The following is a 17,388-nucleotide window of genomic DNA, read 5'->3' as shown; positions in this document are numbered from 1 at the left end:
TCTCAGTTTACAGTCTCTTTAAGCTGAAATAATCAATTATTATAAAGCAAAAAAAGGGATGCAAAAATTGCATCCCTTTTTCAACTAAAAACTTAAAAATGAACTATTGTCTCCATCGTGGATCTCCCACTTTGTTATCTATTAATGTTTGATTTTTAATTGTAAAATTGCCTGTTGCAGCGCCCACAAATTGAGGATCTAATGTTGTAAACGTTGTAGATTTATCAACTGTTATTGCAGCTGCTCCAACTGTATATAATAAACTCGCATTAAAGTAATTATTCGTTGCAAATGTTGGTGGAGTTGTTGGAGTTGTGGTTCCGTTTTGGTTCGAATAAATTGCTGTTGTTCCTGCAATTATTGTATTTTTTACAGTTGATGTATTAGATGCAAATCGAATATATAAAATTCTCTTTGCTGCCACAGTATTAGAAATATTGTACAAAGTACAGCTATCTACTAATACATTTGATGTTAATCCTGTACCTGTCAATCCTGCATTATCAACACGAATAAATTCACGCCCAACTGAACAAGTGTCAAACGTACTATTTTTCAATACTATACTTGCTACATATGTATTTCTGAAATCTATTGTTTCGGCTTGCAGGTTAGTACTTACATTTTTAATTATGCTATTATCTACTGTAAATGAAGCTACTTTTGCACTATTCATACTTCCGTAAATTAATGCTCTTAAATAATCATGAACATAAGATCCGCTAATTAATATATCTCCATAAGTTGCAGCGGCAGTATTGATTGTAATAAAGCTGAAATCTCCAACTCCGGTTCCGTCTAAATCTAAATCAATTAAGGAAAGATTACCCGTACCAGCATTTAATGTAAACTTAACATGTAATTTTGGTTTATTATCCGGACGTAATCCTCTTATTGTAATCGATTTGTTTAGAGCGATATCACCTTTGTAAATTGTGTAATCTCCTGGCATTAAAACTAAAATTGCACCAGCAGCAGCTTCGTTTATTTTAGCATTTAAATCATCTTCCGGTTTAACCAAAATACCGGTTCCAATATCGATTCCTGTAGTAAAAGTTATCACGCCTCTTTTCTTAGCTCCGTTTAACAAAGTAGCGGTATATTCCGTTTCTGCTGTTAATCCCGTTACTATTGCAACTCCTGCAGTTTTTTCTGCAGGTGTTATTGTATGCGTTACACCACCCGGAGCAAGTGTAATTTGTGTTACATTACTATTAGGAGTCCATCTCAAAGTAACTTGTTTAGCCTCTATGTCTACTGGCTGCACCGGTACAAAAAGTTGCTCAGATAAAGTTGTAGCTGTTACTACTGACCATTTAGAATCTTCTAATCCCGTTGTGATTGCCTTTACCCTTATTGAATATGTAGTTTCGCCTTCAAGCTGAACCGTTAATGGCAATTGAGACGCCGTAACTTGTAGCGTTTTATAGATTACTTTAAAGTCTGGATCATCGGCACTAAATTCTACTGTATAATGATCCGCTTCCGGATTTACTGTCCAGTTAAGTTCAACAAAGGTTTGGGTTTTTACTTTTGCCGTAAGAGCGATTGGCGAAAATTCTCTGCTATTTCCAATTCCGTCTAACAACTCCTCATTATAACTTTCGCAACTTGAGATTGCAAATGCAAGTACTAATGTGGCTATTAATCCTTTTAAGATATATTTTGTTTTCATCATAATAACTTTATTAATTTTTTCTAAGATCTTAATAACCGTAATCGTTCTTTAACTGACCATTACTTCCGTCAATAAATACTTGCCATATTGGCCAGAATTGTCTGTTATCAGGATTAACGCCTGGTTTGTACAATGAATTTATCTTAGTATCTGCTGCTGTTCCTGTCCATGTCCAGGCAACAGCGGTATAAGCTACACCAGGATTTGTAGTTTCGCCTCTGTTTAATCCGTAGATGTCGAGAGATACATTATCCGTTTTAAATTTATAATATAAAGTAGATGGCACATTAGCATATTCTCCTGTTCGTGCTGCTAAATTTGTCATTTTTTGTTTTGCCTGATCTAATTTTACTTTAAGTAAATTCCAACGAATAAGTGCTTGCTTACGTTCCATTTCTCCTGTAAATTCAAACTTATTTTCCTCTACAATAGCATTAAACATATCTGCTTTACCGGTTAAAGCATTTACATAATTTTCGACTTTTACAGGCTGGTCAGCAGGAGCAAAAGCTCTTCTTCTTATTTCTTTCAGATAAGGTGCAGCTGCTGCAGGACCTTCTAATTCATTTGCAGTTTCAGCAGCAATTAAAAGAACCTCTGCATAACGCATGTACATTTTATTAACTCCGTCATCATTGGTAGAAGTAACATAACGTTTCATCCACTCGTAACGATATTTACCAAAATACCATGTATCTAGTGAATTTAACTCTTGTTTAGCAACATTATTAACCGCTGTACCATATTTGTAAGGCACACAAGTTACATCTCTACGGGCATCTACTTGGTCATAATCATAAAAAACAAATGGTAAAGGACCTGCTACACCGCCACGGTTAGCGCCATTAGCCTGAAACTGATCACTAGCTGAGGTGTGTTTTACAGCAAAAGTAAATAACATTCTACCACGTCCATCAGCGAAAGGAAGCTCCCAAAGAGATTCTCCTCCGGCAACAATATTTTCCTCATTGTATTTTCTCCATAATCCTTCAAAAGTAGATTCTAAATGAGCGCTGCCACTTTGAATTACTTCACGAGATTCTTTTAATGCCAGTGCATACATAGCACCAACTGAAAGTTCCGGATCACTACTTCTTCTTACTCCGTCAGGATATTGTTGAAAACCACTTGCTGTCAAAGCCAAGCGTGCTCTAAATGCTTTTACAAAAGCTTTATTTATGTGTTCTACAGTGCTTGTATACGCAGTTTCGTTAGGCCATGCTACTAATGTTGATGCTTCACCCAAGTCTGCAATTAATTGTTTGTAGAGAATATCCCTGCTTGATTTAGGTAAATACAAAGTTTCAGAGGTAATAGGTTCAAAACGAGCCGGAACATCACCCCATGCTTTAATTAAATCAGCATAATAAATAGCCCTAAGTGTTAAGGCTTCTCCTAGTAATTGCCCCATTTCTGTTCCTGGCAAAGGATTTCCATATTGACGTAAACCCTTAATACAAACATTCGCACGTTCAATACCTGAGAACATCATCGAATACGCGTTAGTAGTAGTATTCATCTCTGTATTACCTGGCTTTGCATCATAAACACACAAATCTGCCTTATCTCCTGCCGTTTGCGAAGCGTTATACCATTCTACGTCTGTATTTAATCCGTAATAGGGTAAGAAACGCCCTCTATAAGAATTAGTCTCTGCAAATGGTACTTTTATTCCGTCAATAGCTCCTTTTGCAAGTCCGGCTGTAGAGAAAATCAAAGATGCATCTAATGTTGATTGTGCAGGTGCTTCTAAATAATCATCTTCAAATTGTTGACAAGAACTGAATAAACCAGAAATAATCAATCCTGCTATTATTATTTTATGTTTCATTTTGTAGTAAATTAAAATTAGAAATTAAGATTCATCCCAAAAACCATTTGTCTGCTTCTTGGATAAGGACTTGAATCAACCCCAGGTGTAAGTGGATTTTTTCTTCTTGTTGAAACCTCCGGATCAGAACCTGAGTAGTTAGTCCAAACAAAAACATTACTAGCTGTCAGATAGAATCTCAATTTAGAAACTCCAAGTTTAGAGGTAAACATCTCAGGAGCCGTATAGCCTAATGTCAAAGTATTTAATCTTAAAAACGATGCATCTTCAACTGCCCAATCCGTAAATATCGCGCTTCTCATATATGGAGACCACATTGTAGTATTGGCATTAAGTTCTGTTAATGCAGCAGGATCTGTTACTAATTGACCTGAAACAGGATCTAAATTTGTCCATCTCTTTCCGTCAGCCATAGTCGAATTTAAATTTTTGTACTGTCCTGAAGCATTAGCTGTCGAAAATTCAATTTTATCAGCATTATATATTTCATTCCCAATACTCCAGTTAAAAGCTGCCATTAAATCGAATCCATAAGCATTTCCATTAATTACAAACCCCCCAGAGCTTTTAGGATTAACATTACCAATAACTGTTTTGTCATTTATATCTACTTTACCATCTCCATTAACATCTTTCAATTTCATGTCTCCTGGTTTAAGCGAACTTCCGTCTCCAACCAAAGTAGTTGCAGTACTAATTACACCACTTTTTAAAACATATTTTCCTCCAACATAATCAAAGTCAGAAACTTCATATCTGCCATCATTTTTATAACCATACATAGTTCCTAAAGAAGAACCAACTTCTATGATATAATCATCTCCAATTTGTGAAGAAGCCCAACCTGTGGCTTGTCCAAAATTATTCATAACGCCTAATGAGTTAATACGGTTTTTGTTTATTCCCATATTAAATGAAAAATTCAATCCGTATTTTGCTTTTTCAATTGCAACAACATTTATCGTAGCTTCGAAACCTGTGTTTTGAGTTTCACCCATGTTACGATATTGAAAATCGTATCCGGATCCCGGAACTGGAAAATTAATTAACAAATCACTGGTAACATTTTTATAGACATCAAAATTACCATTTAAGCGATTTTTGAAAAATCCAAAATCCAAACCAAAATTCTGAGTGACAGTTGTTTCCCATTTCAAATCAGGATTAGGCATTGTTTTAGAAGGTGCCCAAACACTAGTTACACCATTAATCCATGTTGTTGGTGTAGATTGAAAAATTTGAACTTGTTGTCCAACTGGTATGTTGTTATTTCCTGCTTCACCATAACTGGCTCTTAATTTTAAAAGATTTATCCATGTTTTGTTTTTCAGGAAATTCTCTTCAGAAATTTTCCATCCTGCTGCAAAAGCCGGGAAATATCCCCAACGATTATCTTCTAAAAATTTACTTGAACCATCTGCACGAAATGTAGCTGTCAATAAATAACGATTTTTGTAGTCATAATTTGCACGTCCAAAAAACGACAATAATTTGTCATCAGGACTGTAATAATTATCTACTGCTTGTGGTGTTCCTTGTGTTGTTAATTTTTTTGCCTGATCAAAATCAAAAAATGTTGGGTATCCATGAATAGTAGTTGTAACACTATTTGAATTATAATTGATACTTTCTTCTCCTAAAAGAGCGCTCAAATGATGATTATCACCCATTATTTTTTTGAAATCATAATTCAATGTATTTGCATTTCTAAAACGTCTGTCTTTAGTATCGGTCATAATCATGGCAGGCATACCTTGTAATGGGCCTAGTGGTGCATTATCTATATAGTAAGTAGTTAGTCCGTAAAAACGATAATCTAAATTGTTATAATTATCCAAACCTAAATCTACTTTCAATTTTAAATTTTCTGCAAGTTCCCATCCAAAACTTCCTAACATATTATAGTTTTTACGAAACTGTTGACGATCATTATCAGAAACTGATCTTAAAGGATTTACCAATATATCTGAACCATCTCCAGATACATCATCTGAAGTTAAACCTGCTACCGGAAGTGGCGCATAACCAACAATAGTACGCATACGCGAATCTGAAGAAGATTTTTCATTTTGTTCGTTTACACCTCCACCATCAATCTGAGTATCAGAATAACGCATCGTAAAACTAACATCAATCTTATCATTTAATTTACTTTTTAAAGCTAGGGCAAGGTTATTACGTTTATAATCAGAACCTATCATAATAGCTTTTTCATCATAATGAGCATAATTAAAATTATAATTAAGCTTATCCGTTCCACCTCTAATTCCTAAATCACGGCTTTGTACCTCACCTGTGCGTCCAAAAATTTGTTTTTGCCAATTATCGCCCTTCAAACCTTTGTACATATCCTGATCTTGCCAATTTCCAAAATAATTAGTGTACGAAGATGGGTTAGAAGCTACTTTTGTTCCTGTTTGCGAAAGTAAAGCATATTCGTATTGCCATTTAGTATAATCATCCGGCGACAAAACATCAATTTGATTAGCCATTGTTTTCATACCATAAAACATATTGAAATTTACTGCAATTTTGCCATCCTTTCCACTTTTAGTAGTAATGATAATTACACCATTTGCACCACGTGACCCATATATTGCAGTTGAAGCAGCATCTTTTAAAACGGTCATGGAATCAATATCAGATGAAGAAATATCATTCATACTGTTTATTGGAAATCCATCTACAATAATCAATGGTGAAGCATCCTGAGTAAGGGAACCACCTCCACGAACTCTAATTTTTATATCTGCATCCGGAGAACCCTCAGATGAAGTTACCTGTACACCTGCAATTCGACCTGTTAATGCTTCAGCAACGTTTGCCACTGGTACTTTTTTCAAATCGTTACCTGAAATAGTAGAAACTGCACCTGTTAAATCAGACTTTTTTGATGTTCCGTATCCAATAACAACAACCTCATTCAGGCTGTTTGAATCTTCAGATAAAGCAACATCAATTTTAGTTTTTCCTTCAGCAGCTACTTCTTTCGTTTTAAATCCGATAAAGGAAAAAGTCACTACAGCTTTCGGGTTTGAAAGTTTTAATTTGTAGCGCCCGTCAAAATCAGTCGAAGTACCATTTTTTGTTCCTTTTTCTAATATATTAACACCCGGTAAAGTTAATCCTGCAGCATCTTTAACCGTTCCTTCAAGTGTTACATTCTGAGCATTCATTTGAGTGCTCGTCAGTAAAAACAATAAGAAAACAACTGCAAAGTAACCATTTGCTCCTTTGTTAAATAAATCTTTAAAATTCATGGTTGATTGTTTAAGTTATTAATTAGTTTTTGTTTTAAGTGGTTTTTTGTGGTTGTTTTAAGTTAGTCTTTAAACCTTTATTTATTTTTTAAAAATTTGCTTCTTTAAAAATTGCGTGGTATTAAGAATTTTTGATAGCCCTTCATAAAGGTCTTTTTCTTGCTTAAATAAAAAGTTGTAATCGATTACACAAACATAAATATTTTTTTGATATAAAAAATTTAAATTCATAAAAATTTCCTAAAAAAAATAAAATATCAAAAATAAAAGTACTTTTTTATATGACATGTGTAATTTAAGTTCAATATAAATATGAAATATATTTTTATAATTGAAAGATTCATTGCGATTTTCTAAAAAAAACAATCGATTACACTAAAACTAATTACAATATTATTAAGTGTTTTTTCTACATTTATACAATCGAAAAATAGAGATTTATATACTTTTGAATTTCCTTATTTTGATAATGTAATGGCTTGAGAAGCTCAATTTAATGCAGATATAAGCTAATATTCCTACTAATAAATAAACATGATGTAGTCATAAAGACCTTAAATAGAGAGGGAGATAAAATTTGGACATAAAAAAACCCTTAAACAAACTTGTTTAAGGGTTAACTGCTATTTTAAACTATTTCTATGTTTTATGCACGTTGCAATTGTAAATTGCTTTTATGTTTTTGCATTAAAATAAAAGTAATAATCATACCAATGACTGCCATTACAACACCTATAAGATTTGGTGAAGCATAACTATATCCTGCAACCAGAGGCAAACCTCCTAAAAAAGCACCTAAGGCATTCCCGATATTAAAACTTCCCTGAAGAGCTGCAGAAGCAATCATCTCTGCATCTTTAGCAGTTCTGATCATTAACATTTGAATTGGGGCAATAACTGAAAAAGAAATAGCTCCCGTTAAAAAAGTCAGGAATAAAGAAATGTATTGATTAGAAGAGAATAAATAAACTAAGATTAAATCAACAGACATTACAAAAAGTAAAGCCAATACAGTTGGTGCCGGCGAATATTTGTCTGCAAGTTTCCCTCCTAAGAAGTTTCCAACGACCATACCTAATCCTGCAAGGATCAGTATATATGAAACATCTTCTGCAGAAAATTTAGATACATTTATTAATAAAGGTGCGATATAGCTAATCCAGGCAAATAATCCTCCAAAACCAACAGCAGTAATCCCGATAATTAACCAAGCCTCTGTTTTCTTAAAAAATTGCAATTGTGTTTTCATATTCACATTTCCGCTTTTCTCAAGATTTGGCATCCATAAAGAAATGAACAAAAATGTTAACAACCCAACAATGGCAATTAATACAAAGGTATAACGCCATATAAAATTATGACCTATATATGTTCCAATTGGAACACCAATTAAATTAGCCAGCGTTAAACCCGAAAACATAATCGCGATTGCCTGAGCTTCTTTGCCTTTGTCTGCCAAACGGCTTGCGACTACAGCTCCAACTCCAAAGAAGGCTCCGTGTGGCAATCCGGAAAGAAATCTGGATGCGAATAAAAAATTATACGTTGGTGCAATTATAGAAAGTGCATTAAAAACCGTTAACATCAGAGCTAATATTAAAAGCATTTTCTTTGGCGGAAAGTTTCTTCCAATGATTACTAACAAAGGGGCACCAATAACAACTCCAAGTGCGTAAGCCGAAATTAAATATCCGGCAACCGGAATCGAAACTTTCATATCTGAGGCAATATCCGGTAACAAACCCATCATAACAAATTCGGTAATACCAATTGTTAATCCTCCTAATGAGAGTGCAATAAGACTTTTTTTCATTTGTTTTTACAAGAAAGGAATAGAATTTCTATGACGCAAAGTTAACGCTGTTAAACATAAAAAAAGTTGTACATTTGCGATATAAACTTGTAAATATAAGTTATGCCTATTTTAAATCAATTCAAAACTCTTGTTATTGATGAGTTCGAAGATGAGAAATTTCATCTTCCGCCGCACACGCATACTTATTATGAAATTATTTATATCAAAAAAGGAAGCGGAGTTCATCATCTAAATAACAACTTATTACCATATAAAGCTGGAGATCTCTTCGTGATTTCTCCGGAAGACGAGCATTATTTTGACATTAAAAAAAGTACTCGCTTCTTTTATATTAAGTTTACGGACAATTATTTTAATTCGAAACAGAATCTTACTTGCGACGAATTCTTAATTCATACTCCAGAAAGTTTCATGCGTGATAAAACACTAAAAGAAACGGTTCTTAAATTAGACGATCCTTGCAAAACAATATTAAAGAATACAATCGAAAATATTGCTGCCTATAATTGCAAAACCGATGTTTCGACCTCGCCAATTGTATTTTATCAGATTCTTTCGATTTTTGGATTAATCAAAGAAACAATGCGTGGTCAAAATCTTGTTGTTAAAGGAAATTCTATTGACAACGAACAAATCACTTCTTATATTCATCAGAACATTTACAATCCTAAATTAGTTCAGATTAAAGTAATTGCAAACCATTTTAATATTGCCGAAACTTATTTTAGTGCTTATTTCAAGAGAACATTCTCTATTAGTTATCGCGATTATATTCATAATTTAAGAACAACTTTAATTGAAAAGCGAATTCATAATAATCAATTACCAATTAAACAAATTGCTTATGAATTTGGTTTTACCGATGAAAGTCACTTATCAAACTATTTTAAAAAGCGAAAAAATATGAAACCAACAGATTTTAAGAAAACTTAAAATTGGAAATTCGTTGTGCGTAATTATTTTAACACATAGAAACATAGCATTATATGCTCAAAAAAAGGCGTTTCACTTATTAGGAATACACAGAGTTAAGCTATGAGAAAGAAATATATTTCTCTTTAATATTCTTTTCCAGACACAAAACCTATGTTTCTATGTGTTTGAATAAAATCGTACCCAATGTTTTATTCGAAATCTTAAATAAATAGCAACGCTTAAAAAAAATATCTAAATTTGTAGTTCTAAAATAATCTCATTGGCAAAAAAGCTCCACATATTATTTCTTTTCATAACTCTTGGCTTCCTTTTGATGTCCAATTCTGGTTATGCTTGTGGAAAAGCTTCTGAAAAAACTTCTTGCGAGAAAAAAACAATTTCTAAAAAAGAAACTTCTGATTCTTGCGAAAAAGATTGTTGCAAAGACAATCATAGTTCTAAAAAAGACCAACATGGCTGCAACGGAAAATGCGATCATTCCGGTTGTACAACTTCTGGATTAGCGTTTAGTTTGATAGCAACAAATGAATTTGAATTTGACAATAATCTTTTCAATTTCTCTACTGAAAAAACAACTTTACATCACAAAACCGCCAGTATTTCTGATGGTTTTACTTCTATTTGGCTTCCGCCAAAAATATAACAATTGTATTTCTGACAGCCATAATTGGGTTTAGTTTAACCGCGAAGTTCGCAAAGATTTACGCTAAGCCCGCAAAAGAAAAATTAAAATTATTTAACTTAGAGGATAAATTCACATTCTCTATTAAAATCTTATAAAAATGAAAAATACAATATCAACTATAGCAGCAGTAATAATCGTTTTATTTTCTGCAAATACAATTCAGGCAACTACAATCAAAGCAGAAACAACCACAATTGAAGATGTAGATTCAAGTCAGTTACAAGCAGTTTATGATGCTTATTTTACTGTAAAAGATGCTTTGATTAAAAGTGATGCTAAATTAACTTCAGCGAAAGCCACAGATTTATTGACGGCAATTACCGCAGTAAAAATGGATAAACTAAAAAGCAACGAACATACCGCTTGGATGAAAGTCGTTAAAAAATTAACTGCTGATGCTAAAAGTATTTCTACAAGCTCAGATATTAAAAAACAACGTGAGACTTTTAAATCCTTAACTAAAAGCACTTATGACTTAGTTAAAGTTTCAAAATCTACTGAAGTTGTCTACAAACAATATTGCCCAATGGTAGACGCAGATTGGTTAAGCAAAGAAAAAGCAGTTAAGAATCCGTATTACGGTTCTTCGATGCTGACTTGCGGAAACGTGGTAGAAACCATCAAATAAATATGACGCTCTACATCAAAAACATGGTGTGTGGTCGCTGTAAAATGGTTGTGAAGTCTGAGTTTGAAAAACTTGGACTTCATACTATTTCCGTTGAATTAGGGGAAGTCGAACTTCAAGATGACATCACCGATTCTCAGAAAGAAATTTTGCTGAAAAATCTTCAGGCTTTAGGATTTGATTTTATTGATGACAAAAAAAGCAAAACGATCGAGAAAATAAAAAACCTCATCGTTGATTTAGTTCATCATAAAAACAATGATCTCAAAATCAATTTATCTGATTATTTAGTCGAAAACCTAAATCAGGATTACAGCACTTTGAGTAATCTTTTCTCAGAAATTGAAAATACTACTATCGAAAAATATTTTATCAGTCAGAAAATCGAGAAAGTAAAAGAACTTCTTATATATAATGAACATTCGTTAAGCGAAATTGCCGATATGCTAAATTATAGTAATGTCGCGCATTTGAGCAATCAGTTCAAGAAAATTACGGGCTTCACTCCTACTTATTTCAAGCAATTGAAGGATAAAAAAAGGATTCAGATTGAGAATTTGTAAAAATTAATTTCTCATAAAGTCGCAAAAGCGCAAAGTTTTTAGTCTCTCGCAGATTCTGCAGATTTAGCAGATTTAATTTTAATAATTTACAATTAAATTTATCTGCCTGATCTGCAGAATCTGCGAGAGATTATTTTTTTATTATTTTAACAAACATAAAAATTTGCGACTCAGCGCCTTTGCGAGATTATTGCTTTGTAAAAGCCGTTGCGGTTAAATAATATTACAAATCATTCTCAAAATTATACAAACTGAAGTAAATGTTACTTCGGAAATTTGCATTGTAATACTTAAATAGATAAAACAATGACGCATCAATATATAATTTCAGGAATGTCGTGCGATGGATGTCGTAAAAAAGTCGAGAAAACTTTGAATACGATTGAAGGAATTCAGGCCGAAGTAACTTTAAATCCTCCATTGGCAACTATAACAATGGAAAAACATGTTGCAACTGAAAAATTTCAAGAAGCTTTAACCGAAGCCGGAAAGTATACTATTGAGATGACTTTGTCTAAAAATACCACAGAAGCTCCCGTTAAATCATGTTGTTCCAGTAGCAAAAAAGAAAATCACGGAGGACATCATCACAAAAAAGAAACAGCCGTAACTCACAATCATAATACAACAGGAGTTTTTTATTGCCCGATGCATTGTGAAGGTGATAAAACCTATAACAAACCCGGAGATTGTCCCGTTTGCGGAATGGATTTAGTTCCGGAAGTTGCTATAAACGCAACTCAATTTACTTGTCCGATGCATGCGGAAGTTGTTTCGAACGAAGCTGGCGATTGTCCAATTTGCGGAATGGATTTGGTACCAATGCAAGCTTCTGAATCTGAGGAAAACAAAACTTACACTGACTTATTAAAGAAAATGAAGATTGCGATTTTCTTCACGCTTCCGATCTTTATTATCTCAATGTCAGAAATGATTCCTGATAATCCTCTTTATAAAATAATGTCTATAGAAAACTGGAATTGGGTTCAATTCTTATTTTCCATTCCCGTGCTTTTTTATGCGGGCTGGATGTTTTTTGTTCGTGCTTATAAATCGATTATTACCTGGAATCTAAATATGTTTACGCTTATTGGGATTGGAACTGGCGTTGCTTTCTTGTTTAGTATTGCCGGAATGTTCTTCCCAGATATTTTCCCATCTGAATTTAAATCACATCACGGAACGATTCATCTTTATTTTGAAGCTGCAACCGTTATTATAACTTTGGTTTTATTAGGACAATTGTTAGAAGCAAAAGCGCACGGACAAACAAACGGAGCCATAAAAGCTTTATTGAAATTAGCGCCAACCGAAGCTACTTTGGTAGAAAAAGGAACTGACAAAGTAATATCGATTCATAATATTAAAAAAGGAGATTTACTTCGTGTAAAACCAGGAGAGAAAATTCCGGTTGACGGAAAAATTACCATCGGCGAAAGCAATATTGATGAAGCTATGATTACCGGAGAACCAATTCCGGTAGATAAAAAAGTAGGCGATGCTGTAATTGCAGGAACGATAAACGGAACTAGATCGTTTGTTATGATTGCCGAAAAAGTAGGTTCAGAAACTTTACTTTCTCAAATTATACAAATGGTAAATGATGCAAGTCGTTCGAGAGCACCAATTCAGAAACTGGCAGATCGTGTGGCCAAATATTTTGTTCCAACGGTTGTCATTATTTCTATTATAACCTTTTTTGTTTGGGCAAAATTTGGTCCTGAACCAGCTTATATCTACGGATTAATAAATGCGATTGCCGTTTTAATTATTGCTTGTCCTTGTGCTTTAGGATTAGCAACTCCAATGTCTGTAATGGTTGGAGTTGGTAAAGGAGCGCAATTCGGGATTCTGATAAAAAACGCCGAAGCCATAGAAAACATGAGCAAAATTGATGTTTTGATCACGGATAAAACCGGAACTATTACGGAAGGAAAACCTTCTGTAGAAAAAATCTACGCAATTAATAATAACGAAGATATTTTACTTCAAAATATTGCTTCATTAAATCAACATAGCGAGCATCCTTTGGCGCAAGCCGTAGTCAATTTTGCTAAAGCTAAAAACCAGACAATTCTTGATGTTCCGGATTTTGAAGCTGTTGCCGGAAAAGGAGTTATAGGAACTGTGAATAACTCGAAAGTTGCTTTAGGAAATAAAAAGCTAATGCTTCAGGTTGGCGCTTCGATTTCTGAAGACATTGAAAACAGAATTGTTGCCGAACAAAATCTGGGTAAAACGGTTTCTTATATCGCCGTTGATAAAGTTGTTTTGGGTTATGTAACGATTACAGATGCGATCAAAGAAAATAGTGTAAAAGCGATCAAAGATTTAATCGATCAAGGTGTTGAAGTGATTATGATGACGGGCGATAATGGCAATACTGCCAAAGCGGTTGCAAATCAATTGCACTTAAGTTCGTTTAAAGCCGATTGCCTTCCTGAAGATAAACTCAAAGAAATTCAGCGTTTGCAAGCCGAAGGTAAAATTGTTGCCATGGCGGGTGATGGAATCAATGATGCTCCGGCTTTGGCTCGAGCCAATATTGGAATTGCAATGGGAACGGGAACTGATGTTGCGATAGAAAGTGCTAAAATTACGCTGGTAAAAGGCGACTTAAACGGAATTGTAAAAGCTAAAAAACTAAGTTATTCGGTGATGAAAAACATCAAACAAAATTTATTCTTTGCCTTTATTTATAATGTTTTGGGCGTTCCTATTGCTGCAGGAATTTTATATCCTGTATTTGGGATTTTGCTTTCGCCGATGTTGGCTGCACTGGCAATGAGTTTGAGCTCCGTTTCGGTAATTGTAAACGCATTAAGATTGCGAAATCTAAAACTTTAATAAATCAATATATCCATTTGGGTGTAATACATAAAAAAAATAATTAAACACATAGAAACATAGATTTTATGTTTATGAAAAAGTAAATCAAAAAGAAACTTGTTTCTCAAACATAGCTATGTTTGTTAATGCTAGTGAAACGCCTTTCTTGAGTTTAATAATTCTATGTTTCTATGTGTTAAAAATAATAACGCCCAATGGGTTAAATCAATATGAAACTACATACTATTCTAATTGTCTTTTTGATTGCCGTTAGTGCAAATGCTCAAAAAGTAGTTCGTTACGATTTATACGTTCGCGATACTATTGTCAATTTTTCGGGAAAAGAAAAACGTGCACTTACCGTGAATGGACAAATTCCGATGCCAACTTTGACTTTTACTGAAGGTGATATTGCGGAAATTTATGTTCATAACGAATTAAAAAACGAAGATACGGCGTTGCATTGGCACGGATTATTTCTGCCTAATAAAGAAGATGGAGTTCCGTATTTAACCCAAATGCCGATAAAACCCGGAACAACACACAAATATAGTTTCCCGATTATTCAAAACGGAACTTATTGGTATCACAGCCATTCCGGATTGCAGGAACAAATAGGTTTGTACGGACTTTTTATTATTAATAAGAAGAAAGACGATGCTACTTTTCGAAAACGAATTGACGATTTACCAACAATTCCGGTTATTCTAAGCGAATGGACGGATCTAAAACCCGAGAATGTTCAACGAATGCTGCATAATGCCAACGATTGGTTTGCTATAAAAAAAGGAACGACTCAAAGTTATGCCGAAGCGATCAGGAAAGGACAATTCTCGACAAAAGTCACCAACGAATGGAAACGCATGAATGCCATGGATGTGAGTGACGTATATTATGAGAAGTTTTTAATTAACGGAAAAAATGAAGATCAGCTTTCACAATTTAAAGCGGGCGATAAAGTCAGATTGCGAATTGCAAACGGCGGAGCATCCAGTTATTTCTGGCTGACTTATGGCGGCGGAAAAATAACGGTTGTTGCCAGCGACGGAAACGATGTTGAACCTGTAGAAGTGGATCGTTTGATTATTGCAGTTTCTGAAACTTACGATATTGTCGTGACGATTCCTGAAGATCATAAATCCTTTGCTTTTTTGGCTACAGCCGAAGACAGAACCGGATCTGCTTCTTTGTTTTTAGGCGAAGGAACGAAACAGCCTGTCAAACATCTTCCGAAATTGAAGTATTTTGAAGGAATGAAAATGATGAATGATATGATGAAGATGAACGGCGAGATGAACGATATGGGGATGAAAATGTCTCTGAACAAAATGGACATGAATGCTGTAATGTACCCTGAAATTTCGGGCGAAGACGAATCTGCAAAAACTGAGGATCATTCGATGCATAATATGGAAGGCATGAAAATGGATGATATGAAAATGTCAAGTGATTCTACTGAAACTGCCGAAATTACGACTTTGAATTACGGAATGCTGAAATCTCCCACCGTGACAACTTTGCCAAAAAATGCTCCGGTAAAAGAATTGCGCTTCGAATTATCCGGAAATATGAACCGTTATGTTTGGAGTTTAGACAACAAAGTAGTTTCTGAAACGGATAAAATCTTAATCAAAAAAGGCGAAAACGTTCGTATTACATTATATAATGGTTCGATGATGCGCCATCCAATGCATTTGCACGGACACGATTTTAGAATTATTAACGAACATGGCGAATATTCTCCGCTTAAAAATGTGATCGATATTATGCCAATGGAAACTGATACAATCGAGTTTCAGGCTAATGCCGATGGCAATTGGTTTTTTCATTGTCATATATTATACCATATGATGGCAGGAATGGGACGTATTTTTACTTATGAAAATTCAGCTCCAAATCCGTTGATTCATCATCCTGAAATGGCATACAAAATGCTAAAAATGGACGATCGAATGTTTCATTTTATGGCTGAAAATGATTTTGCGTCAAACGGAAATGACGGTGAAGCCATGTTCAGTAACACGCGTTGGAGCATTGGAACCGAATGGAGATTGGGTTATAACAATGAACATGGTTATGAAACCGAAACGCATATTGGTCGATATATTGGCAAAATGCAATGGTTTATGCCTTTTATAGGTTTCGACTGGCGTTATAGAAGAATGGGAATGGACGAACAGGAACAAAATATGTTCGGACAAAAGAATACCAAAGACAATCGTTCAGTTTTTAGTGCCGGTATGGAATATACTTTGCCAATGCTTGTAAAAGCTCAGGTTGAGGTTTACACTGATGGAAATGTAAGGGTTCAATTTGAGCGAAAAGACATTCCGCTTTCAAGTCGTTTGCGAATGAACTTAATGTGGAATACGGATAAAGAATATATGGCGGGTTTAAAATATATCGTACGCAGAAACTTTGGGATCACAACTCATTATGATAGTGATATGGGAGTTGGCTTTGGATTGAATTTAAATTATTAATTATCATATTCTCATCTAAGTTAAAAGTGACTTTTATTATATTTGATATTCATATTAAGATTTAAAAATGATATCAAGTAAACCATCAAATTATGACTTTAGAAGATTTTAAACAGAATTTTAATGACTCGATTACAAACGAACTGGCTTTATTTTATGACATAAATGAAGAGCTGGGATTCGAAAATTATTCTCAGGGTTTTGGATTATACAGAGATGATAAATCCGGAATTGCAACCTGGTCTGAAGATCCTGATTTTTTAGACAAATTAATGCCTTTTGCGCAAGCAAATGGTTCCGGTTCTATGTATGTATTATGGAATAATGACCAAAGTAAATCCTTAAACGAATTGCCTGTGGTAATTTTTGGTGATGAAGGCGGTTATCACATTGTAGCAAAAAATATCTTCGAATTCATGCAATTACTGACTTTTGACACTGAAATATATGTCGATCATGAACAAGTTTATTTTTATAAAGATGAAGATGATTATGAAGAAAGTGAAGGTTTGCCGGAATATAAAGTATGGCTTAAAGAAAATTTTAATCTGGAGCCTGTAGACGATACCGAATCTATTTTAGAAAATGCGCAGGAAACCTATAAGGCTGATTTTGACAAATGGGTTTCTAAATTTTATGCTGAAGATTAAATCTAAAAGAAAATACCTAACAATTAAAT

Annotated in this window: 11 protein-coding genes; 7 read left to right on the top strand and 4 right to left on the bottom strand. The window is 34.1% G+C overall.

Features of this window, described 5'->3' with window-relative positions; all coding sequences use genetic code 11:
• Positions 1-103 precede the first annotated feature (103 nt).
• From RC62_RS05500 to RC62_RS05485, 4 genes are all read right to left on the bottom strand, one after another.
• Positions 104-1,678 carry a DUF5123 domain-containing protein gene (locus tag RC62_RS05500; RefSeq protein ID WP_055093390.1) on the bottom strand — a complete coding sequence of 525 codons (1,575 nt, stop codon included), beginning with the start codon at positions 1,676-1,678 and terminating at the stop codon, positions 104-106.
• A gap of 28 nt (positions 1,679-1,706) precedes the next feature.
• Positions 1,707-3,509 (bottom strand): RagB/SusD family nutrient uptake outer membrane protein, encoded by a 1,803-nt coding sequence (locus tag RC62_RS05495; RefSeq protein ID WP_055093389.1) that lies wholly within the window; start codon positions 3,507-3,509, stop codon positions 1,707-1,709.
• 17 nt (positions 3,510-3,526) lie between these two features.
• Positions 3,527-6,769 (bottom strand): SusC/RagA family TonB-linked outer membrane protein, encoded by a 3,243-nt coding sequence (locus RC62_RS05490; protein WP_055093387.1) that lies wholly within the window; start codon positions 6,767-6,769, stop codon positions 3,527-3,529.
• 646 nt (positions 6,770-7,415) lie between these two features.
• Positions 7,416-8,582, bottom strand: coding sequence for an MFS transporter (locus RC62_RS05485; RefSeq protein ID WP_055093385.1), 1,167 nt, complete (start codon positions 8,580-8,582; stop codon positions 7,416-7,418).
• A gap of 102 nt (positions 8,583-8,684) precedes the next feature.
• Here RC62_RS05485 and RC62_RS05480 point away from each other — a divergent pair, with 102 nt between their 5' ends.
• The 7 genes from RC62_RS05480 to RC62_RS05450 all read left to right on the top strand — a co-directional run bounded on the left by RC62_RS05480 (position 8,685) and on the right by RC62_RS05450 (position 17,359).
• The gene (locus RC62_RS05480; protein ID WP_055093384.1) at positions 8,685-9,518 is read left to right on the top strand and encodes an AraC family transcriptional regulator; all 834 of its coding nucleotides are present in this window, start codon (positions 8,685-8,687) and stop codon (positions 9,516-9,518) included.
• Between the two features lie 262 nt (positions 9,519-9,780).
• On the top strand, positions 9,781-10,164 hold the full coding sequence (locus RC62_RS05475) for a hypothetical protein (RefSeq protein WP_245176788.1): 384 nt from the start codon (positions 9,781-9,783) through the stop codon (positions 10,162-10,164).
• Between the two features lie 139 nt (positions 10,165-10,303).
• Positions 10,304-10,834, top strand: a complete 531-nt coding sequence (locus tag RC62_RS05470) for a DUF3347 domain-containing protein (protein WP_055093382.1) — start codon at positions 10,304-10,306, stop codon at positions 10,832-10,834.
• Positions 10,835-10,836: 2 nt separating this feature from the next.
• Entirely contained in the window at positions 10,837-11,397 is a 561-nt protein-coding gene (locus tag RC62_RS05465; RefSeq protein WP_055093380.1) for a helix-turn-helix domain-containing protein, read from the top strand.
• 306 nt (positions 11,398-11,703) lie between these two features.
• A complete protein-coding gene (locus tag RC62_RS05460) occupies positions 11,704-14,244 on the top strand; it encodes a heavy metal translocating P-type ATPase (protein ID WP_055093378.1) in 2,541 nt (846 codons plus the stop codon).
• A 212-nt stretch (positions 14,245-14,456) separates the two neighbouring features.
• Positions 14,457-16,709, top strand: coding sequence for a multicopper oxidase domain-containing protein (locus RC62_RS05455; protein ID WP_055093376.1), 2,253 nt, complete (start codon positions 14,457-14,459; stop codon positions 16,707-16,709).
• 92 nt (positions 16,710-16,801) lie between these two features.
• Positions 16,802-17,359 carry a hypothetical protein gene (locus RC62_RS05450; RefSeq protein WP_055093374.1) on the top strand — a complete coding sequence of 186 codons (558 nt, stop codon included), beginning with the start codon at positions 16,802-16,804 and terminating at the stop codon, positions 17,357-17,359.
• The last annotated feature ends 29 nt before the right edge of the window (positions 17,360-17,388 follow it).

The sequence above is a fragment of the Flavobacterium aquidurense genome (genome assembly GCF_001404985.1).
Taxonomy (GTDB): Bacteria; Bacteroidota; Bacteroidia; order Flavobacteriales; family Flavobacteriaceae; genus Flavobacterium; species Flavobacterium aquidurense_B.
The sequence above is the reverse complement of the archived record's forward strand: the minus strand, read 5'-3'. Positions and strand labels throughout refer to the sequence as shown.

Coding starts and splice junctions, on each gene's coding strand:
- RC62_RS05500 (WP_055093390.1), bottom strand. CDS start 1,678: ATGATGAAAACAAAATATATCTTAAAAGGATTAATAGCCACATTAGTA.
- RC62_RS05495 (WP_055093389.1), bottom strand. CDS start 3,509: ATGAAACATAAAATAATAATAGCAGGATTGATTATTTCTGGTTTATTC.
- RC62_RS05490 (WP_055093387.1), bottom strand. CDS start 6,769: ATGAATTTTAAAGATTTATTTAACAAAGGAGCAAATGGTTACTTTGCA.
- RC62_RS05485 (WP_055093385.1), bottom strand. CDS start 8,582: ATGAAAAAAAGTCTTATTGCACTCTCATTAGGAGGATTAACAATTGGT.
- RC62_RS05480 (WP_055093384.1), top strand. CDS start 8,685: ATGCCTATTTTAAATCAATTCAAAACTCTTGTTATTGATGAGTTCGAA.
- RC62_RS05470 (WP_055093382.1), top strand. CDS start 10,304: ATGAAAAATACAATATCAACTATAGCAGCAGTAATAATCGTTTTATTT.
- RC62_RS05465 (WP_055093380.1), top strand. CDS start 10,837: ATGACGCTCTACATCAAAAACATGGTGTGTGGTCGCTGTAAAATGGTT.
- RC62_RS05460 (WP_055093378.1), top strand. CDS start 11,704: ATGACGCATCAATATATAATTTCAGGAATGTCGTGCGATGGATGTCGT.
- RC62_RS05455 (WP_055093376.1), top strand. CDS start 14,457: ATGAAACTACATACTATTCTAATTGTCTTTTTGATTGCCGTTAGTGCA.
- RC62_RS05450 (WP_055093374.1), top strand. CDS start 16,802: ATGACTTTAGAAGATTTTAAACAGAATTTTAATGACTCGATTACAAAC.